The organism is SAR324 cluster bacterium (genome assembly GCA_029245725.1).
GTDB lineage: Bacteria > SAR324 > SAR324 > SAR324 > NAC60-12 > JCVI-SCAAA005.
The window spans coordinates 1-21,305 of the sequence record JAQWOT010000075.1 but is presented as its reverse complement, the minus strand read 5'-3'; the positions used below and the strand labels follow the sequence as shown (position 1 = coordinate 21,305).

Below are 21,305 nucleotides of genomic sequence, written 5' to 3'. Positions count from 1 at the left end.
GAACCTCACCTTAAGATGAGGTTCTCTTCCTCCATAATAAGTTTTCTCTTTAGTCTGACCTTTCCTACCTCCTCTCGAACAATTATCTTTCTTAATTTGGCATAATTGACTCCATCACAAACAGTAGATCTCCCTGATTTACTGTCTGTTGATCTTCTGCCAGAACTCGCGTGATGCGGAATTGCTGATCCTCGGGGTAGAGCGGTTTCCCATCTAAAGTTTTGAAAGAGTTCAGAGAAATCTCATTAAAGACTTTCATGGATTCTAGCAAGCAGAGTGGAGTCTGGAGATTAATGACGCTGCCTTCTTCAACTAATGAGGGGGTCTCAGGAGAAGGAGACCGGTAAAAGCCTCCCATTTGTGGTGAAAGAATTTTCCACTCTTTCGAATTCTCGAAACGAACACTGGACTCATCCAGCGACACCGCTGAACCTCCAGCTTCGAGCTTAGATTCCTTGATTAGCTCTTGAGGGTTGATCCTTGAAAACAGACCCTTTAGATAGAGAGTGTCAAAATTCCCCTCCTGAAAATCCTGATCCTGCAAAATTCTCCTCGCTAATACCAGATTTGTGGAAATACCATGAATTTTCACTCTACTCAGGTAATCAAGTAGCAGTTCAATTGCTTCTTTTCGGTCTTCATCCCAGGCGATGATTTGGGCTACAAGAGAATCGTAGAAAGGCGGAACCATTGAGCCATTGGTCACAGCTTGAATAACTCGGATGTTTTCTTCTGCAGGGAAGTACGCTTCAGTAACTCTACCGGGGTCTGGCACAAAACGAAGGGAACCTGAAGAGTCTAAATCAACTCTTTCTGCATTGATACGAAGCTCCATAGCATGCCCATGCGGACGGATCTCCAAGCTTTCAAGGCTGTTACCTTTTGCTACTGAAAACTGTTGATTCACCAAGTCCACCCCATTGACCATTTCAGAGACGGGATGTTCCACCTGAAGACGTGTATTCATCTCCATGAAGTAAATTTTCTGCTCTCCTAGATCATAAATAAATTCAACAGTTCCTGCTCCAACATAATCAATTTCATCAATCAATTTTCTAGAGTATTTGAAAAGCTGATCCTGAATTTTCTGCGGTAGATCAAACGCGCTCTCTTCAATGAGTTTCTGATAATTTCGCTGGACCGAACAGTCTCGAATACCCAGCAAATGAGAATTCCCCTGAAGGTCACGAAGAACTTGGACTTCCAAGTGTCTCAAAGAGCGAATAAATTTTTCCAAATACAAATCACCGTTGCCAAAGGCATTCAGTGCTTCCTTCGACATCCGAATAAACATCGGTTCCAATTGACCCGGCTGTTCAACAACTGCTATGCCTTTGCCACCTCCACCATGGGCAGCCTTGATCAGCACAGGATAACCGATTTCTGCAGCTACGTTGGAAGCTTCAGATGGATTTGCCAAGGCACCTTCACTACCTGGAACAACAGGAATCTTAAGTCTCTTTGCTGTATTGATCGCATTAGATTTGTTTCCCATCAGGTCCATATTATCAGAACGTGGTCCAATAAAGTTTAAACCATGTTCTCGGCAAATACGGGCATATTGTGGTGATTCTGAAAGGAAGCCAATTCCTGGATGAATGGCGTCTACTCCCTCAATCTCAGCGATTCTGATGACACTCATCGCATTCAAATAGCTTTCTTGAGGGGTGTTTCCACCAAGGCAAACCAGCCGATCGTTTTCCCGAAGCAATTGAGCTGGGTAGCTCTCCATATCTGGATCAGATTGGACAAGGACGACTTCAATGCCATGTTCTTGAGAAGCTTGGATCAATCTTGCAGCAGTACATCCTCTAGCGTGCACAAGGACTCTTTTGATGTCACTTTGCATCAACTCAGCTTTTTCAAGGGATTCAACTTCCTGATCTAGCTGTGCAGAGAGGTTATACTCACCCGTCAGTGTCCTTGAAATCACTTCCTGAATTGAAAGCTTTGGCATTGGAATACTTGGATCAATCTGGCGCAAAGCGTGATCAATTTGCTCATCAAATGGATTTTCAACCAGGCCATCCATTGTTCCATCTTTTTGGCTAAGGTAGTTGGCGAGAGTAGATGATGCTGGAAGGTGACTCTCAACAACAAGTTGCCCTGCGAAAGGGATTTGGGACCCTGAGAGATAGTACGTTTTCACCAGAAGATGAGTTACGAAACTCGCTTGAGCACCCCCGACGCAGTCTCTGAATCCAAAGCAAATCACTGGAAGATCATGGTCCTTGACAAAGCGAGTCAAACGATCGTTCATCGTTGCCATCGAGAAGAGAGATCCGGCTCCCTCCTTGGTTTGCATACCTGCTGAAGAAATGAAAAAGATTACAGGAAGGTTGCGCTGAGCACATTCATCAAGAAGCAGACAAACCTTCTCACAACTCGCCATGTCAAAGGCTCCAGCTTGAAAACGAGTGTTGCTCAGGACCAAACCGACCTTGGTTGTTGATTTGTTACCCGTGAAACTAGCAATACCTGTAACTACTCCACAGGGAGCAATCCCGTTGTCAAGAGCTTGCTCAATGGCTTGGCGAAATCCTGGGAAATTGACGGGATTTGCGGTGATCTTCTCTGCGGTAAGCTCCTTGAAGTTAGCAAAATACTTGTCAAGAATTTGCTTTGGTTCAATGTGGTTCTTCTTGTAATCTCTCAACAGATTCTGAATGAGTAAATCCTTATAGGCTTGATCTAGTCGATTCCAGAAGTCTTTGATTCCGATGTTTCGCGGAGTGATCTTACCCTGAAACTTGCTCTCACCAAGTTGAGCTTTATAAAGCGAGGGTAGCAATCCTGAGAAATAGTAGCGCACCACCCCAAATAAAGGCGGAGACATCCTTGGATAGACAATTCTTTTCCAGCCACTTATCGTTGCCATGACAGTGTCACAGTTCTTTTGAGCTATGAACTGGGCAAGCCACTTGAAGAAGCTCTGACGCACCCAATCACCTTCAAGCTGAAGTTCCATTTTTTCAAATTCCTTCAAGGCTATGTTGAAAGAATTTTCAAAAAGCTTCTCTACTGATTGCTGCGAGATATGATTTGTCCCTTTCAATTCGCCTGCAATCATGGGAAGGCTTTCAATCACCCCATCGTAAAGCATGTCAAAGAGTAGTATGTTCTGGAAGTTTTGTTGTAAACTTTGGTTCACTTCAGGGATAAGCAGAACGTCTAGTAATGAGGGATTTTCATGGATCTCGGAGAGGGTTGCTTCCTGAAGAAAATCATGAAGTTGAATCATGTTCTCGCGAGTGCTGTCCTTCCAAAAGTTGTAAAGATAAATCAACACCTCTAGGGTCAATTCTTCCAGTGCCTTCTCAAAGTTGTCCTTTGGGTCCCCCACAAAAAAAGCGAAGAGTTTGGTCCGTTCTACATCTCGCTCTGCCTTTGTTTCCAGGAATCTTTGGTATCTTTTGTTCAACTCCTCTTGGTAGCGAAGTTCAATGGGGGCCTGAAGCCACTTCTTGAATTTTTCTTGCCGCTCCTGCTCAATCCTTTCTGTCAAGGTGCCAATTGGGGTCTTGGCAGTCTTGCTGCTGAGTCTTGAGTAATTCTTCAGGGATTCACTTTGAATTTTTTGACGCATCTTGAGCCCGCGCATGAAGCGATAAGCTGACCCAAAAACGTTTAGGGTTCCTGTAGGAGGTTTGTGAGTTCTCCGATTTATGACGATTTGGAGTTCACTCGGATTGAGATAGTGCCCAATGTTTTCTTTGTAGTGGTCAAAAAGAAAGGGGTTTTCTTTGAGGAAGAGTCGAGCGTTTTGCTCTGTTATTTCAATTCAACTGAGGATTGCTTCCCGTAGATTTGAAATTTTTCCAGGCTGGTCTAACGAGAAATCAATAATCCCATCAAAATATCCACTGGAGTACAGTTCATAGGAGGAAACTCCCATAAATTTCGCACACTCCTGCCAGGATAAGTTGTACTTACGAGCAATGTTGCTCAGTCCTTTGGGATGGATCGTGTTGAATACTCCATCTTTGGTGGCAAGCAACACATTTGTGGTAGCGAGCGGAATTGCTCCGCCACTATATCCAGCCCCAAATACAATCCCAACAGTTGGTAACTGTAGATTTGCCATTTCGGCAATCAAAAAAGAGATACTGTGAGATTGATTGTCAAGGTTGGCTTCAGCAGTGGCAACGGCTCCAGGGGTGTCGATAAAAGTAACCACTGGCATGCCATGGATCGCAAAGAACCCCAACTTGTCTGCTGCTCGTCGATGATGTTTCGGGTCCCAAGTTCCATGTTGAACCCTATGGTCTTGGGCAACAAACCCAATTCTTCTTTTGAGAGCACCAATCTGAAATTCGACTTCGGCCAAATAGAGAGGTCCTTCGATCTCTTCTTGAATGAGACTACCTCCAAGCTGCTGAATGACTTCAGCTGAACTGAGACGCTTTTGGTTTTCAGAGGGATTTACAACCCTTTGGATGTAACTGTCTACATCAAGTCGACGAAGCCATTGGATTTGTTCCTCAATGCTCTCTTTGCTTAGTAATCCAGCTAATTTCGCATCGTCAAAATACGATGGACCTTTGCCCGGTAGCTGTGAAAGATCATGAGACATTGCTTCTGCACGTCGGAATGCCGAAAGAGGACGAGGTGTCTTTCGGGCAGACACGGGAGATTCAGGCATGTAATCAATGGATTGAAAAGTTGAATTACCAGGCCGGGAGGTGGGCTTTCACTTCTTGCCAGAGTTCCTGATAGGCCTGTGCTGATTTGCTGTTTTCTGCAAAGCAGCTTACTGGGGCTCGCTCAATTCCCATCCGCTCAATTTCAGTTGAATATGGGATATTTGTCTTCAGAAAATTCGGATATTTGCTAGGCATCATTTGCATTAGGTCTCGATGCAATTGCTTGCGTCGATCTGCCATTGAGAAGAATACGAGCATCTTGAAATTTCGCAATTGCTTCTTGCGACGAAATTCTACCAATTGCTTAAGCGTTCTAAGTGATAGAGAGGTGGGTATGACCGGGACCACAAGCACATTAGCAGCTTCAAATATACTTTCCGATAGCAATGTCAGTCCTGGTGGGCAATCAAGAAAAACATAGTCATATTCTCCAGCTAGAGGACTTAGCAGCAACTTGAGTCGTTCATTCGGCTTCTTAGTGTCGTCAAGCAGGAGGTCCATCGTCCGGTATGAAAAATCGGAAGGCAGAAGATCGAGGTTGTCGTGGTCGGTAGCCTTGATCAGATCGGCAAGATCATGACGACCTTTCAGCAAAGCCCTGGAACCCCCTTTGATTTTTGGTCTAACCCTAAAATAGAAGGTCGCTGCTCCCTGCGGATCAAGATCCCAAATCAGTGTTCTGGCTCCTTCATGAGCCCCTTGAAAAGCCAAATTTACAGAAGTAGCGGTTTTTCCAACCCCACCTTTGATGTTATAAGAAGCTAAGATTTGCATCAGTTCAACTCCTCAGCAACGGTTGGCTGTTTAAAAAGAAGATTGAAACGATTCTGAGTGCGAGTCGAAGCAAATCCACTAAAACTGCCTTGAAAACGCTGCCGTGCCTCGGCCTGTCGTTGGTTCAGGGTACTGACAAGCATTCCCATCGCCACCAAAGTCTGGGCCGGAACAGGTTGCTGCTTGGCTAGCATATCGCCAAAATTTTTTAGGGATTCCTGTTGAACCGAGCAATCATTGAATTGACCCAGATCTTCTTGAAGGGCTTTGAGAGGTTTGAGAATCCCTTGGAATTCTTTTGTGGACCAAAGGCTTTCAAAAAACTCCAGTAAATATCTTAATTTCTTACAACTTTTCCTCAAGTCATGGAGAGCTTCATCAGGAGAATCTTGGTCAATTGCTTTCCCCTCAGCTAAGCAACGATGATAACTTCTAAGGAGTCTTTTTGATGCGGTTTTGCGAACTTCTGCTGCTCCTCCAGGAGTTGTAGAAGGAGTTTCATCTTTTAAAAATTGCTCCCAGGTCGAGCGAAATTTTTGAAAACGCTTGGATTGAAGATCCTTGGCTAAAAGTTTTTGCTCTTTGGCATTTTCTGTCAGCAGAAGTTCCCGAAAAGCTTCAAGATCAGCTTGCTGTTCTTCAGGTAGTTGAGTTTGGTATGAATTGAAGTCAAGGAGATAAACATCCAGGTCTCGAGTGGGGCCTGTTCGATCACTTAACCAAGCGAAGTCATCTCGAAAATCTTGGATCTGTTCAGGAGGAAAAACCCCCTTCAATTGGTTCAGCGCAGATCGTGCTCGTCGACAAGCAACTCGGAAATCATGTAGAAATTCTGTATCTGGAGCTTCGATCGTACCCTGATGATTTAAGTCCATCACCTTTGTGCTAGCACCAAGAATCGCTTGAAGAGCTTGGTCTGTTCTGCCCAAGGGTGAAAGTTCCAATTTTGGTTTGGGCTGGTAGCTTCCGGGTTTCAGTTCCAATTTGCTACAGACAATTTGAAAAAGATCCTCATTGAGTTCCTCCAGACCTTCTTCACGACAAAACCGATTTATTTGCTGAGACGGCTTAGGATATCCACGAAAAGGGAGAATTATCAGACGGTGTTGGAGTTCTTCTAGTTGATTTTCACGGAAGAGTTTTGTTGATTCAAGCATCACTCGAAGAACGGTCTTGTCGTCCTTGTTTTTCCAAACCAACCATTCCTGCTGAACTGAAATTTTAAACAGACTTAAGAGAGCCCTTGGGTGAAGAATGGGCTCAAGTAATGGTCTAAGCGGTATCGAAGGAAGTTGTTGAATGACAGACTCCTGAACAGGGGAACGTCCACGCTGTAGAACTCGATTCCCTGTTAAACTGAGCCAGCAGAGCCAGGATTCATCTCCCACGTCAGTTCTGGTCTCTTGACGAAGCAGTTGCTGATTTTTATAGAGTCTTGAATCAAAAGTGTCGTAGTAAACGTATTCCCAAAGTTGACTTGGCAATTCACTCAAGGGAAATTGTTCTTTGACTCGCTCCAGGAGGGCTTGGGCTTCAGTAAGTGAGGGAATTTGAAAGTGAGGTCTCTTCAATATCATCAATCTTCCATTTAGTTGGGCTCGCTCCATGAACCTTAGAGATTGAGTATTCTAGCAAGCAAAAATCTGTCCTAATCGAGGGGGCTCTTTTGAGAGCTTTTAGCTGAATTCAGGTGTGATGAGGGTCTTTTTTGAGAGTGAAATTTTCTTTGGAGGGTAAAGGGCTGATGGTTTTAGCAATACCTGACAGAGGTGACTTGTCAGCCAAGGGGTCTACCTCCGTCTAAATCCAGACGACAGCCATTCAAGCTTTTTAAATCTTGGAAGAGATACAGGATCGCTTTTCCTACCTCCTCAGGTTGAGCAAAATGACCACTTGGCGTTCTGAGCAGTTGTTTTTCTCGCCACTCGGGATCCAATCCTTTGATAAATTCTGTTTCGACCACTCCTGGAGCAACAGAGACTACTCGAATTTTAGGGGCCAAAGCCCGTGCTAAGGATCTGGTCATTGAGTCCAAGGCCGCTTTGGATGCACAGTAGGCAACGTTACTGCCCTCACCAGTTTTTCCTGCTATAGAAGAAATGTTGATGATCAGTGCTTCAGGACTATTTTCCAATAGCTGTCTGAATGATCGAATTGTTGAAAAAGAACCTCGCCAGTTGACCTGAAAAATCTGATCAATCAACTCATCATTAAGACTTTCCAAATCTTGATGAGGAACAAAACGCGTCATTCCAGCACAATTCACCAGTAAATCCAGTTGACGAGTTTTTTCAGAGATGTTCAGTGCAAGCTTATCAATCTGATGAGAATCACTTACATCAAGTTGGAAACTCTTATGTCCGGATCCAGCTAGCGCCTTTTCGAGTTCCTGCGCCTCATCGGCTTTCGATCGATAAGTGAAAAGCACTTGGAAGTCATTCAATGCCAAAGTATGGCAGATTGCTCTGCCAATTCCTCCTACTCCGCCTGTAATCAGAGCTGTTGGTCGATAAGCTGGATTCTGTGTTGGGTTCATAAAGAATAATTTTGGCTGACCGTTTCAGACTAAGCTGGCTCCTTCAGATAAGGATCTGAGTTTTGCGTAAGCGATTTCGGGATCGACTGCACCAAAGCCCGCAAAAGTACCAAACCCACAGTCTGTCCCAGCGACAACTCTCTCCCTACCTAGAAAGTTCACAAATCTCTCAAGTCTTTGTGCAATCAATTTTGGATGTTCCACAAAGTTGGTTGTGGTATCAACCACTCCAGGAACCAGAATCTTATCATCAGGAATTTGAGCACTTCTTTCTTCAAAAACTGCCCACTCATGACCATGCCTTGGATTGGCATTTTCAAAGAGTACATACTGGGCTTTGCTTGACATCAACACCTCAAAGACTTTCTCCATAGCAATGTCGCAGTGATGAGGCCCCTCGTAATTTCCCCAACAGATATGAAGACGAATTTTTTCAGCAGGTAATCCCTCCAGTGCAGAGTTGAGCACTTCTATGTGAAGTCTTGCTAGATCAAGAAATTCATCATCAGTCTTCTCGGTAAAGAGCATATGCCGAGATAGGGCCAGGTCTGGACAGTCTAGTTGCAAGGAAAGTCCAGAAGCGACGATGGCTTTATATTCTGTTTTCAGTGCTTTTCCCAAGGCGATCAAATAGCTTTCATGATCAGGGTAATATTGGTTGGGCAGAAAGAGAGCAATTACCCCTGGACTTGCAGCATTCATAAACCCTTGGGCTACAGAATTGGAAGCCATTGCAGCCTTTAAATGCTGAATGTCTGCTTGAAGATCGTGGGAATCCTTAGGGCTGATCGGTCCTACACAGCAGGGTCTAGAATATTGGGGGGTACCACCGCTTTTGGCTAAACGTTCGAGAAAGCTTGGGTAGTCTTTCAGATCAGCTGGAGGTTGGCGCGGACTATCACCTGCGAAACCGGAATAACGATCTTTGACATATGTTGCATAGGAAATTTTAGAGGTTTCACCATCACTAACAATCGTAACCCCAGCCTGTTGTTGAAGTCGGACAGTTTCGGCTACCTCTTCAGCCATGATCCCGTCAAATTCCACCCGATCCCAAGGTTCGTTTTTCTCTCTTGCAAAAATTTGGTCGACCACCCTCTGCCTGCGAGGGAGCGAACCCACATGGGTTACCGCTAATCCAGACATGTCTTTCTCCTTAAAAGTATTTAGTGGGGCCAGCTGGATCAGCAGTGGGGGTTACCAAAAAAACTTCACAAGCTGAGGAAAACTCAATTCTACTGAAATCTCCTGCATCAAGATAAACTATATCTCCTTTCTCGATAAACTGATCACCAATTTGAAAGCCACCCTCGTTACAGATCAACACCGCGGGATTTGAACCCTCCAACTCCAAAGTCTCAAAACCCTCAGTCCGACTGATTTCAAAACCAGGAATTTCACGAATTTTTGCCTTGTATGAGGTGCCAAGAATGAGGTTGCCACTATGAGATTTCCTGGCAAGAACACGATTTGGATCTTCAATAGTATTTTGATCAAATGCTACCAAATCCGCTCCTTCTAAGGGTTTTCGTGGGAGCATCCCATCCGGAATTGATTCACCATTATGTGTATCAATCAAGAGTCCATTTTCAAGTAGCACCAAACCATGCGCCTGGGCAGCTTCAATGACTTGTGGGGCCCACAATACTCCACCCCCAGAGTCATTTCCACCGAGTACAGCGAACATAAATCCATAGCCATTGGGATTTGAATCATTCTTCTCAGTGATGTTTTCAAAACCACGAAACATATGCGTTGGCAGACTGATCACATCCCCTGGTTCCAGAACCACTTCGCCTTTATCACCGTACAAGCCCCAGAAAAATCTCCACTTTCCTGAGTGGATGATGAATACCTCAGCAGTCCGGTGGCTGTGCAAGGAGTTTGTACAACCTGCAGGTTGTGCGGCTGCCCCAATATTGAAACCGGGAGTTTTACTGAGATGAACGTGCTGATCAGGTGATTCTGAGACCCCTGCGCCAATGATGGTGTAATTTTCTTTCTGATCCGACCCTGGGGTGTGCGCATCGATGAAGGCGGTGCGACAGGGGATCAGTTCATTGAAGCGAACAATATCCATCAGAAATTCCTGTCCGAAAGGAGTTTGACTAACTCAAAATTTAGAAAAAATTTGCTGCCAAATTGCCAGTTCATCCAGCAAAACCCATTCGCGTAAAATCTTTCCTTTGCGTAATTCTGCGTGACTGATCCCCAAAAAATGAAGTGGGTTGCCTCTTGGTTCTCCATATCGGCCTCTTCCTTCATGCTGTCCAGTTACACTCCAGCGCAGGGCGAGCCGCTCAGGCTCTCTTGGATCCTCACGATGAATCAAGTGGTCAGCTGTAAATTTTACTTGACCTAAACTGGCTCTGAGTCCCAACCAGAAATCGGTTATCCTTTCCCAGCCCTGAAGAGTTGTCCCCCCTGGAGCATAAATTTGTGCAGCCCTGTCATAGCTCTCTCTTACCCAGCCGAAAGCTGATTCATCAAACAGACTTCTGTAGCCTCGGAAATAATGCTGAGCAGCATCTGTGTCTGACAAGTTTACTCCGTCAGCTTTTGGTCGATTCTCAAGACTATGAAAGTGAATAGGTTTCTGCCCAGATTCAGATCTTGCTTCCGCCAGTGAAAGTGCAAATTCTTGTAGTGGCAGACCTATATCGCTCAGGATTGCTGCATGATCTCTAACAAGCCATTCATCGTAAATTTGATTTTTGTAGACAGCACAGTCAGCAATCGTCCTAACACCAATTTTTGCTCCGTTTCCTTTGCCAAAGTTCCCCTCTCCAAGGTGAGTCATGGTGGAGAAGATTCGATGAGAAGAGTAGAAATAGCCAGGTTGGTCTTCGGACCAGATTACATCTTCACCCAGCAGTTGACGGTCAGGAAACTGATTCAACGTTTCTAGGGTAGATTGAATGACTGCTTCCACATTCGAAGTAATCCCTGCTGGTGTCTCTACCCGACAATCTGCAGTATAGTATTTGCGAATGTCTTCGACGTGTCTCTCTTCCCAAATTCTCTCTGTGATCCTTAGAATGAAATCTGTCAGATCAGCAAATTCCAATTCTGGTGCTGACATCAGTGCCTTTCCTCAAAATTCAAGCGTTTCAATAGATCAATTCCCATCTGTCCAAACAGATGGATCATGTCTACAAAGACCCAGTTTTCTACGTAATTCCCGGATTCACTTCTCCAGAAATCGATGCCGTTGAAGCAGATATCCTTGCCACTAGCAGGATGTCCAAGGTATGGCCCAGCATGTTTGGCTTTGACCCCCTTCCAACCAGAACTAGCAACGTAGTTTCCTTCAGCAAAGAGCGAATCCAAGTCACAAACTTTGCGGTCTGGAAAAGCAATCAACCAGGGTTTTTGATGGTTATCCTCAAAAGCTTTCAGACTGAGGCAACCACCAATCCCTCCGGGACCGTACCATTTGACATCCTGATGAAAAAAGTCCGCAACCCCCATACTTTTGAGGTTATGTTGATCATAAAGGTTCAGCCCCTCAAACAGGAAATCTCGAATCAATTGAAGACTCGCCTCGGTAACAGCTTGTTCCTGCTTGTCTCTCAGCACCCCATCTTGAGTAATCGGTACAGGGTAAATTCCTGGCACTCCTCTACAGGGCGGCAGAATGGGATGCCCGTTCTGTTCAAAGAAATCAACGAGATCGAGCATCAGGTAAGTCTCCGCAATCCTAGCTTCTTCAAATCGACAGAATTCTGCCCAACGGATCTTGATGGGTTGCTGGTTGGCAGGAATTCTTAAGTGGCTGATTTGCCAATCTTGTTCAAACACACCCTTGAAAAGCCCAGTTCCTCCAACCCAGTAACGATTATCTGGGCTGCCATCAGCTTTGCCACTGGAACTCCCCCCAAGAAAGATATGGGTCTGCCGCTGAAGATCCGAGAATGCCTCATAGAGCGGAAGCCAAAATTCATCAAACTGCGCAGTTGGGGAAGACAATTGGTTAAGTGGCAAAAAACCAAACCAATTGGCATCCTGATTCTGGTATCGCAGTAGATGCTTCTCAATGTCAGCAGGATTTTGCCAGGCTGGGTGGTGCCAATAGTCCCAAACTAACTGTTTATGTTGCTGATTTAGCTCACTATTGAATTCAAATATACTCATTCATTTTCTGATTCTGCAGAGTTCTCAAAAAACTCAGGGGATTTAGAGCCAATGAATTTAAGGACTTTTTCAACATCATAACCAGCTTGTTCGAGGACCCCTAAAATATCGATCAACACGAGATTTTCAGCGAGTTTTCTTTCTCCAGTAGACTCATCTGTGGCAATCCTCCAAAAATCCATGTAACGGATACGAATCTTTTTGCCAGTCGGGGGAATGCCCAACCAAGAATTGGCAAAGGTAGTATCTTGATGACCTGCTCCAGCTATCCAATCACCTTCGGCAACACGCACCAAATCTGTAGCATGCTTGTCCGGAAAGGCATTGATGAAATCTCGACGGTAGTCTTCTTCAAATTCTTGCACTCCGTGTTTTGTACCCACTCCCGCGGGTCCTTCCCAGACCATGTCTTCAAACCAATACTTCTTCATGAGGCCAAGTACATTCTTGTTCATGGCTTCGTACATATCTTCGATTAGTTGCTTGTTGTCCTGTTCTTCCACTGGATAATCCTGATATTGAAAATTTTCTTCAACCCTTAACGGCCCCTTGAGTCAGACCAGCAACAAGTTGCTTTTGAAAGACCATCACAAGCACAAAAAGTGGAGCCGTGATGGAGACCGCGGCAGCAACGGCTTCGACCTGATCTGTCGAAGTTGTTTCACGATTGAAGTACCCAGAAATCGCGGGAACCATCGTCTGATTTTGGGCATCCAGCAACAGAGCTGCAACCAAGTAGTCGTTGTAAGCCAGTAAAAAGCTGAAAAGCCCCGCTGTCAGAACTCCAGGCCACATGACTGGAATAATCACTCGTACAAATGCTTCTCCATGCGAACAACCATCAATTCTGGCGGCCTCATCCAATTCTCGGGGGATATTCTGAAAGAATGAGCGGAGCATCCAGATCGTGAAAGGCTGGTTGATTGATGCGAGTACCACAATGATTGCCCAAGGTTGGCCGTATAAGGTCGGTGCGGTTTCCCCAAAAATAGGCCTTAGCCATTCGGCTGAATTGATGAACCATGGAAGGTAGCCCGAAACCAGCACAGAGTGCGGCAGAGCTCGGAAAACCAAGGCAGTCATGAGAATCCAGAATGCCCAATTTGAACCTGATCGAGCCAAACCGTAGCCCGCCAATGTCCCCACCGTCAGAGAAATAGTCACGACTCCAGTCGTTACAAAAAGTGAGTTCAAAAATTGTCTGTAGAATTCCTGTTCGATCCAAACTGATTGAAAATGCTCAGTGGTCATCCCCAACAGTGGAGTCATCAAGAAAAAGTCTACTCCGAGCAGTTCCTTGAATGCATCACTAAGCTCAGCAAGGATGACAGCAGCAAAGAGCCATCCTATTGAGATACCAAGGTACAGCCAATTTTTGGATCCCAGATTTTTTTTTGCCTGCCAGCGTTTAATTCCTAGAAAAGCGACAGCTACCCAAAGAATTACCAACAAAAGTTCAAGTAAGTTTACTGAAGCACCTGCGGCGAGTGTCCCCGGGCCAAAAATCACCACAAGTGGATTGGCTGAGAAAGCATCCAGCGGATACTTCAGGCCCATCAACGTAATCCAAAGTAAAGGAAAAACAGCGATCAAGCACCAAATGCCAAGAAACCCATTGCTGAGCAGTTTGAGTGATTTTGAAAGTTGGAGACTCCTGGGTAGCAAGATAGATTCAGACATGGATCATCCTGATCTACGTTTTCGATGTTCTCGCCAGCTACCGCGAAGGGGAAAGATCAACAAAAATACGATTCCGATCATGGTCAGCATTGAAGAAGCGGAAGCTCGACTAATCATTCGATTGCCTGTGTCATCTAGGGTTAGGAAGTCATATGTAAGCCATTGTAGAGAAATGACGTGAGCCTGACTTCTAAAGCCAATTACTTCCTCGAAAACCCGGTAGGAATCCATTAGGTGGATAATGCTGACAAATAGAATTAGTGGGCTGAGATGAGGTAAGATTACTAATTTGAGTCTCTGCCAACGGGTTGCCCCATCGACAATTGCACTTTCCAGAGTGTCTCTGCTGACTGTCTGCAGCCCAGCGTAAAAGACAATGAAGGCGAAGGGTGTAACGTGCCAGACTCGATAACTCAACATGAGTACTTCGATCGTCCAGCCTTGTGCGAACATCGCTATATCCCGTTCTAGCCACCACTCAAGGAGGGCTGTAAGAATACCATCTCCGACAAAGAGCCATCTGATCGAGAGAGCCCCAATCACTGGTGTTATCACAAATGGTAGCAATGATATAAAGATGATGGGGCCACGTAGTGACTGTAATGCTTGGTTAACAGTTAAGGCGACGAGAAGCCCCATGCCCAGGACAAGCGGGAGAGTAATCAGAGTGAAAGTGAGGGTGAATCGAAGAGCCTTGTAAAAGTCAATGTTCGATAGTTTTGCCCAACTTCCCTGCTTAAAGCTCTCTAGGGCAACTTCGGGTTGCAGCAAATTTTTGTAGCTCTCGAAGCCCACAAAGATGGTTTCGGTAATCTGCTGACCATTTTCATCTAATTGAGGTTGAGTCCGGATTTCCATCGTACATTTTTGTGTCAGGAAACCCGGAGTGCACACTTCCGTCTCTACCTCCTCATACACGGCACGAGTGACATGTACGCTTTGCCAAACAACGCTCAGCAACGGTCCCGCAATGAACAGGAGCATTAGAAAGAGCGATGGACCAACGAAGGCCAAAAATGTGCGATTTTTCATCTAGAGATAGCCCTGCTTAGAGCAATCCCTTTTCTTTGGCCGCGGTTGTATATTCCGCTTCGATGTCCATCAGCGTTTGCTCTGCTGTCTCTTTGCCCGTGAGGAAATCTGCAACGTTATTTCCAAGAGCAGTGTGCATCAAACCCATTTCAACTCCATTTGGGTAAGGTAAGGCACCGTTTTCAGCTGTTTCAGCGGCTCCCATTGCCATTGGTCCAGGTGTATAGCCATTGATCAACCAGACAGCAGCATCGTTGTTATTTGTGACCATTTCGCGATCGATTCCCTCCATCAACAGCTGAAAGGCTTCATCTGCTTGTTGGTCTGTCATGTTTTTCGCAAGTACAACACCATCCCACCAAAGGGTCGAGGCAGGCAATGCACCAGATACTGGAGATGGTGCAGCAGCCATTTTTACTTTGCCGACAACCTGGCTTTCCTTGGCATCATTCATTGCTGCGGCTCTCGTAGCCCATAAAACAGCCATTGCAATTTTGCCTTGTTGAAACTGCTGCTGAACATAGGTCGAATCGGCAACCAAATATTCTGGATCCATGTAGTGGGTTAGATTACGCATCATTTCAAGCGTTCGGATACCCATGGCATTGTTAACAGAGGGTTTGGATCCTTCAAAAAAATCACCTCCCATACCCATGTACATATTCACGAACTCTTCAGCTAAGTTCCATCCGGCTTTGTAGGTTCCACCCAAAGCATATTGAACTTGTCCTGAAGCTGCTACTTTGTCCGCTGCTGTGAGCAACTCATAGTAAGTAGTTGGAACCGCCAACCCCAAAGATTTGAAGATATCCTCCCGGTACATCAGGTGCTGATTATTCACCATCATAGCGATCGCCATGATTTGTCCATTGATGCGAATCAGCTGATTGGGTTGGAGATCTTTACCATACTTGGCAACAAGATCATCCAGTGGGCGAATGGTGCCAGCAGACAGTAGAGGTTGAATCGTTCCATTGGAAACCCCACCAAGTTGGTAAAGTGATGGATTGGCTGCAAATGCGTCAGGCTGTTTTTTGCGAAACTCTGCATCTAATTCTGCTTCGAAATTTCCACATTCGCTCATTGCATCAGAGACTGCCTTCCAGGCAGCAAAACTGTTGGCAAGAAGACTGACCTTACTCGAAGGCTTAAAATCACAGGCAGCAAAACCAAGCATTGGAGCAGCTACGAAGGCTGTCAGTGTGACTGCGATCGTCAGGAATTTTTTCATCATAGTTCCTCTTTTCGGAATCAAAGTGTCAGATTCAGGAATGTTCCAGACGGCGTCCTGAATCCGTTTCAAAAAGATGGCAGGCAGCTGGTTTTAAAAAGACAGCCAGTTCCTGTGCCATCGTGGCTCGAAAATCTTTCGGCATCTTGACACACACCAAGCTGCCACCGATTCGCAAGGTAATCAGCGTTGCATCGCCCAGCAATTCCATTGCGTAGACGAGTCCCTTCAATTGACCACCTTCCGATACGATTTCGGCATCCTCTGCACGAAAACCAAGTGTTATCGAGCCTTCTGGACCCGATAATTTGAAACCTGAATTCTTTGAGCAAACAAACAAACCCTCTTCGATTTTCCCCTCAATCAGATTCATCGGTGGGCTTCCAATAAATCCTGCAACAAAGGTATTTTGGGGTCGGTCATAGATTTCCAGCGGGGAGCCTACCTGCTGAATTTCTCCATGGTTCATCACAACAACTCGATCAGCCAAGGTCATCGCTTCTGTTTGGTCATGAGTTACATAAACCGTAGTGACCTGTAATTCATATTGAAGATTCTTAATCTGAGCTCTTGTGGAAATTCTCAGTTTAGCATCGAGGTTAGAGAGAGGTTCGTCCATCAGAAAAACGTTGGGTTCACGAACTATTGCGCGAGCCAGAGCCACTCGTTGTCGTTGACCACCGGATAGTTCTGCTGGCCGCCGATCCAGTAAATCGAGTAATTCGACCATTCCGGCCGCTTTACGGACACGTTGATCCTGCTCTGCGGTGTGAACCTTCCTTACCTTGAGAGGAAAGCAGATGTTATCGTATACATTCAGGTTTGGATACAAGCCGTAGTTCTGAAAGACCATGGAAACATCACGATCTTTGGGTTCCAGGTCATTGACCATTCGGCCACCGATATAGATTTCCCCTTGTGTAGGATCTTCGAGACCAGCGATCATTCTCATGGTTGTCGTTTTCCCACAACCAGAGGGCCCTAGTAGAACAAGGAATTCTCTATCAGCGATTTCTAATTGAAAGTTTTTGACAGCTACAAAATCTCCCCAACGTTTCCATATGTTTTTCAATTCCAAGTTAGCCATTGGCAGTACCGATCTCTAATCGATAGAACCCTGCTGCTGTTCTCCAACAGATATCTTCCTGTTCTTCTATCTCCAAATCTCTAAGCCATTGTTGGAGTTGAGAGGTACAGTGACCGTAGCTCTGCATCAAGCGATCTACAGGAAAATTGCTGCCCCACATCATCCGTTTTGCCCCAAAAGTCTCATAAAGCTTTTGGAAAATTCTTTCAGTATTTTGATAGTTCCAATCCCGATTATACATTCCAAAGCCTGAAATCTTGACATGTGTATTGTCGAGTTGGGAAAGCATTTTGATACCAGTTGCCCACTCTTTAAGGCCAGCTTCAGTCTGATCATATGGGGAACCAGCATGATCAATGACCACTGGTGTTTGGGGGTGTTCCCGAAGAAATTCAGCGGCCTCTCGCATTTGTTCAGGATAAAGTTGTAAATCAAAGCTGAGATCGAATTCTTTCAATAAACTGAATCCTTTTCTCCAGGAGGCTTTTTTGAGGAGATCCTCTGAAGTGAAGGAAAGATCAGTTCGGTTATCAAGCCTCCCAGTAATCTGCCGAACACCGCGAAATTTTCTTGAATTACAATGTTGCCCAAGGATTTCACGTAAATTGTCTTTGGAAAGGTCTGCAAAACCTACTATTCCCGAGGGAATAGACGAATTCAGTTGATCCAGCCAATTCGTCTCTGTCACAGGTTCTGGTAGGGCGCTATCTGCTTGAACATGAACAGTCCCAACCAACTCAAAGTCTTTTGCCTCTGTGAAATCCTGAAGGTAATCTTTCGGAAGATAATTTCTTTGAATCGCTGTTGGGTCCCCAAAAGGCTTTGGTTTCCCGATTTGACGAAGCCAGGTATAGGGCAACGTTTGTGGTTCCCAAAGATGATGATGGGCGTCAATGAGTTTCATTGGTGATTGCTCAGACATTTCTGTTTTCGGACCTGTTTCCAGAGGTTGAAATTACCCAACCTGATGAAAGCCCAGAGGGTAATTTTGCTGAAGAACGAACAACTAAATCTCCAGGAACTAACTCTTGCTTCGGGTACATGGTGTCATGGTTGATCCGATCAAGAAGGTCATTCACTGCAGAATCGATCATTCTTTCAATGGGTTGCCTGATCGTAGTTAGATTGTAACTGGGCCAGGCGGCCATAGGAATATCATCAAAACCAATTACGGATACATCTTCAGGCACTTTTTTCTGCTCAGCATGGCGAAGTGCATCCAAAACACCGATTGCCATGATGTCATTAGCGCAAAAAACTGCGTCTGGTGATTTTGGGAGTTGCATTAGTCTTCTAGCTGCCTCAAATGCTCCTTGATAGCTGAATTTTCCCATCTCGATAAAAGGTTCCAAGCCATGTTGTTTTAATTCTTCTCTGAATCCTCTCTCCCGCTCTAGACTTGTGGATGTGTCATGACTTCCAGCTACAAAGGCGAATTGATGATGTCCAGATTTCATGAAAAGCCTTGCAGCCATTCGGCCCCCTTCAATATTGTCACAGCAAAAAGAGCTTGCATGGGCATCGGGAACAGAGCGATTGAACAACGTTACTGGAACACCCATGCGTGCGCATTCATGAGCCATGGCGGAGCTGAGGGTTGCCGCGGTGAGTAGAATTCCATCAACACGATATTCAAGAAGCTGGGGAAGGATATCGTCCAAGTTTTGGTCACGTGTGACGACAAAGAGCATGACTCGTTGCCCTCTTTGTTGGAATTGGCGACTAAGGGCATCCAACACTTCAGGATAGAAGGGATTAGTAGTCACATTGGCGATTACGATCCCAATCATCTTGGAACGCTTAGTACTCAGACTTCGTGCGATCGCATTTGGTTGATAGCCGAGTTTTCTGGCAGCCTGAAGGACTTTTCTTCTGGTACTCTCGGCGATGCTTGCACCAGGAGTGAATGCTCTTGAAACAGCAGACTGAGAGACTCCAGCTAATTTTGCAACTTGTGTGGAGGTCGCGTTCACTTTTCGTTCAGCCACAGATCACCCATATAATTGGTTTCACTGCTTGTAGCGCCGAACTCGAATATCTGCTTGTTCCTTATGGCCTGCAAAGTTTTCTAAGGCACAAAGCCTTGAGCAGTATTCGCCAATCAGAGTGCTTGCTTCCGGAGTCTTCACCCACTGGTAGGTACAGGTCTTGAGGAATTTACCAACCCACAAACCTCCAGTGTAACGTGCTGCCTTGTTTGTTGGGAGCGTGTGGTTGGTTCCGATGACTTTATCTCCATAGGCGACATTGGTTTCTTTTCCGAGGAAAAGAGCTCCATAGTTGGTCATTCTTTCCAAGAAAAAATTTGGATCCTTCGTCATCACTTGCACGTGTTCGGATGCAATTTCATCGGCTTTGGTGACCATTTCATCGTAACTCTCACAGACAATGACTTGTCCAAAATCCCGCCAAGCTTGATCGGCAATTTCACCAGTTGGAAGAATCTTTAGTTGTCGTTCAACTTCTTCCATGGTCTCTCTGGCTAGTTTCTCAGAATTTGTAAGCAAGATCGCTGGAGAATTCAGACCGTGCTCCGCTTGTCCAAGCAGGTCCGCAGCACAAAGCTCTCCATCACAACTTTCATCTGCAATGATCAGGGTTTCTGTGGGACCAGCGAAAAGATCGATACCGACTCTACCATAAAGTTGCCTCTTCGCTTCTGCCACAAAGGCATTTCCAGGCCCTACTAACATATCGACAGCTTGAATGGATTCTGTTCCCAAAGCCATGGATCCAACAGCCTGTACCCCTCCAAGACAATAAATTTCATTAGCTCCACCTAGGTGCATTGCAGCAATGATTGCTGGATGTGGTCGACCCTCAAAAGGTGGTGCACAAGCAATAATTCTTGGAACTCCAGCAACTTTTGCAGTAACTACGCTCATATGTGCCGAGGCCACCATTGGGTATTTTCCACCTGGCACATAACAGCCAACACTGTTCACTGGGATGTTTTTATGGCCAAGAACAATGCCTGGGAGCGTTTCTACTTCTACATCTTGTAAAGCTGAACGCTGTGTCTGGGCAAAATTACGAATCTGTGTCTGGGCAAAGCGAATATCATCTAAGGTTGATTCTGGGACTTCCCTCACGGCCGCATCAATTTCGTCTGGACTCAAGCGGAAGTTGGGTCGCTCCCATTTATCAAATTTCTGAGCCAGTTCTTGAACCGCAGCGTCCCCACGCAACTCTATCTCTGCAAGGATTTTCTCCACAGTCTGGCGAACTTTTGATTGATCAGCTTTCGCATCTGCTGCACTTCTCCCCTCTTTCAGGTACTGAATCATTGTAATTCTCTACACTTTGATTGAGATTGCTTGCATAGCTATGCAAATTTATGTTTTACGAATTAAATCCTAATTAACCCAAAAATCAAGTATAGAAAAAATCGCTTGACCTTCAACACATAGGTTGGCACTTAGAACATGTTTGCATACGCATTCATCATTTATTTGTTCTCAAACATTTGTGGAGGTGAAAATGTGGAAAACCTTTTGTGCCCTTCTGTGTGGCTCCTTGATGGCTGCAAACGTGTTGGCGGCTGAAAATATTCTTCCTTATGGTCTTAAATCTGGAAAACCTTACGCTGGCACTTCTTTAAATATTCTTTCAGTTGTTACTCCACAGTTCAAAGCCTACGAGTTACGCGATGAAGAGTTCGAAAGCCTGACAGGGATTACTGTGAATTGGACCCATATCCCATTCGTCTCCCTTCAGGAGAAGGTGGCAAGTGTAGGTGTGGCAGCTGATGGTAATTTTGACGTGGTAAACTATTTAGATTCTCGGGGGGTATGTGGACTACTAATTATGGAGACATTACAGGTGTTGCAACAATGGCCCAAGAATTTGCAGTTAGAGGTTTAATAGTTCCTTTTGATTGTACTGTTATGGGATTTCAAGTCCTACACAATAATTATTATGAATCAAATAATACTGTAACCCTACACATATTTACAGCGTCAGCAGATCATGCAGGATGGTCAGCCACATCTGATATTGATATCCCTATAGTAAATATAATGTCTAAAACAACAGTAGCTAATAATACTGTAGGTAATACTCAACAATTAGTAAAAACAGATGGAAATGTAGATGTAAATGCAAATGATGTATTTTACATTAGATTAAAGAAAACTGGTGGTATTAAATCTAAATACCATTATTTTTCTGATTTAAGATTATTTCTAA

At 45.0% G+C, this 21,305-nt stretch carries 19 protein-coding genes; 2 read left to right on the top strand and 17 right to left on the bottom strand.

Translation table 11 applies throughout. The features are described 5' to 3' along the window. Positions 1-91: 91 nt before the first annotated feature. The 17 genes from P8O70_03240 to hisD form a co-directional block, all read right to left on the bottom strand. Positions 92-3,586, bottom strand: a complete 3,495-nt coding sequence (locus tag P8O70_03240; protein ID MDG2195897.1) for a biotin carboxylase N-terminal domain-containing protein — start codon at positions 3,584-3,586, stop codon at positions 92-94. Positions 3,587-3,781: 195 nt separating this feature from the next. Then, positions 3,782-4,642, bottom strand: coding sequence for a carboxyl transferase domain-containing protein (locus P8O70_03235; protein MDG2195896.1), 861 nt, complete (start codon positions 4,640-4,642; stop codon positions 3,782-3,784). Between the two features lie 25 nt (positions 4,643-4,667). After that, positions 4,668-5,417, bottom strand: a complete 750-nt coding sequence (locus P8O70_03230; GenBank protein ID MDG2195895.1) for a ParA family protein — start codon at positions 5,415-5,417, stop codon at positions 4,668-4,670. Beyond that, positions 5,417-6,994, bottom strand: coding sequence for a CHAD domain-containing protein (locus tag P8O70_03225; protein ID MDG2195894.1), 1,578 nt, complete (start codon positions 6,992-6,994; stop codon positions 5,417-5,419). The genes P8O70_03230 and P8O70_03225 overlap by 1 nt, the downstream gene beginning before the upstream one ends. 200 nt (positions 6,995-7,194) lie before the next feature. Then, complete coding sequence (locus P8O70_03220) at positions 7,195-7,953, bottom strand: SDR family NAD(P)-dependent oxidoreductase (GenBank protein MDG2195893.1); 759 nt, start codon at positions 7,951-7,953, stop codon at positions 7,195-7,197. Positions 7,954-7,977: 24 nt separating this feature from the next. After that, positions 7,978-9,099, bottom strand: coding sequence for a cobalamin-independent methionine synthase II family protein (locus P8O70_03215; protein MDG2195892.1), 1,122 nt, complete (start codon positions 9,097-9,099; stop codon positions 7,978-7,980). Between the two features lie 10 nt (positions 9,100-9,109). After that, positions 9,110-10,033, bottom strand: coding sequence for a cupin (locus tag P8O70_03210; GenBank protein MDG2195891.1), 924 nt, complete (start codon positions 10,031-10,033; stop codon positions 9,110-9,112). A 33-nt stretch (positions 10,034-10,066) separates the two neighbouring features. Then, complete coding sequence (locus tag P8O70_03205; protein MDG2195890.1) at positions 10,067-11,035, bottom strand: ester cyclase; 969 nt, start codon at positions 11,033-11,035, stop codon at positions 10,067-10,069. Then, positions 11,035-12,087: an ester cyclase gene (locus P8O70_03200; GenBank protein ID MDG2195889.1), complete on the bottom strand. Its 1,053-nt coding sequence runs from the start codon at positions 12,085-12,087 to the stop codon at positions 11,035-11,037. Before P8O70_03200 ends, P8O70_03205 begins: the two co-directional genes overlap by 1 nt. Continuing rightward, the gene (locus P8O70_03195) at positions 12,084-12,590 is read right to left on the bottom strand and encodes an ester cyclase (GenBank protein ID MDG2195888.1); all 507 of its coding nucleotides are present in this window, start codon (positions 12,588-12,590) and stop codon (positions 12,084-12,086) included. The genes P8O70_03200 and P8O70_03195 overlap by 4 nt, the downstream gene beginning before the upstream one ends. 28 nt (positions 12,591-12,618) lie before the next feature. Beyond that, the gene (locus P8O70_03190; GenBank protein MDG2195887.1) at positions 12,619-13,767 is read right to left on the bottom strand and encodes a carbohydrate ABC transporter permease; all 1,149 of its coding nucleotides are present in this window, start codon (positions 13,765-13,767) and stop codon (positions 12,619-12,621) included. A 3-nt stretch (positions 13,768-13,770) separates the two neighbouring features. Further along, a complete protein-coding gene (locus P8O70_03185) occupies positions 13,771-14,799 on the bottom strand; it encodes a sugar ABC transporter permease (GenBank protein ID MDG2195886.1) in 1,029 nt (342 codons plus the stop codon). Between the two features lie 16 nt (positions 14,800-14,815). Then, positions 14,816-16,033 carry an extracellular solute-binding protein gene (locus P8O70_03180; protein ID MDG2195885.1) on the bottom strand — a complete coding sequence of 406 codons (1,218 nt, stop codon included), beginning with the start codon at positions 16,031-16,033 and terminating at the stop codon, positions 14,816-14,818. A 31-nt stretch (positions 16,034-16,064) separates the two neighbouring features. After that, entirely contained in the window at positions 16,065-17,117 is a 1,053-nt protein-coding gene (gene ugpC / locus P8O70_03175) for a sn-glycerol-3-phosphate ABC transporter ATP-binding protein UgpC (GenBank protein ID MDG2195884.1), read from the bottom strand. Further along, positions 17,110-18,021 carry an amidohydrolase family protein gene (locus P8O70_03170; GenBank protein ID MDG2195883.1) on the bottom strand — a complete coding sequence of 304 codons (912 nt, stop codon included), beginning with the start codon at positions 18,019-18,021 and terminating at the stop codon, positions 17,110-17,112. Before P8O70_03170 ends, ugpC begins: the two co-directional genes overlap by 8 nt. A gap of 10 nt (positions 18,022-18,031) precedes the next feature. Further along, positions 18,032-19,105, bottom strand: coding sequence for a LacI family DNA-binding transcriptional regulator (locus tag P8O70_03165; GenBank protein MDG2195882.1), 1,074 nt, complete (start codon positions 19,103-19,105; stop codon positions 18,032-18,034). Between the two features lie 21 nt (positions 19,106-19,126). Continuing rightward, positions 19,127-20,404 carry a histidinol dehydrogenase gene (gene hisD / locus P8O70_03160; protein ID MDG2195881.1) on the bottom strand — a complete coding sequence of 426 codons (1,278 nt, stop codon included), beginning with the start codon at positions 20,402-20,404 and terminating at the stop codon, positions 19,127-19,129. Between the two features lie 193 nt (positions 20,405-20,597). Here hisD and P8O70_03155 point away from each other — a divergent pair, with 193 nt between their 5' ends. Both P8O70_03155 and P8O70_03150 read left to right on the top strand, forming a co-directional pair. Next, on the top strand, positions 20,598-20,981 hold the full coding sequence (locus P8O70_03155; GenBank protein ID MDG2195880.1) for a hypothetical protein: 384 nt from the start codon (positions 20,598-20,600) through the stop codon (positions 20,979-20,981). Beyond that, positions 20,951-21,305 (top strand): hypothetical protein (locus P8O70_03150; GenBank protein ID MDG2195879.1); only part of this gene is annotated, 355 nt, incomplete at its 3' end. The genes P8O70_03155 and P8O70_03150, both read left to right, overlap by 31 nt.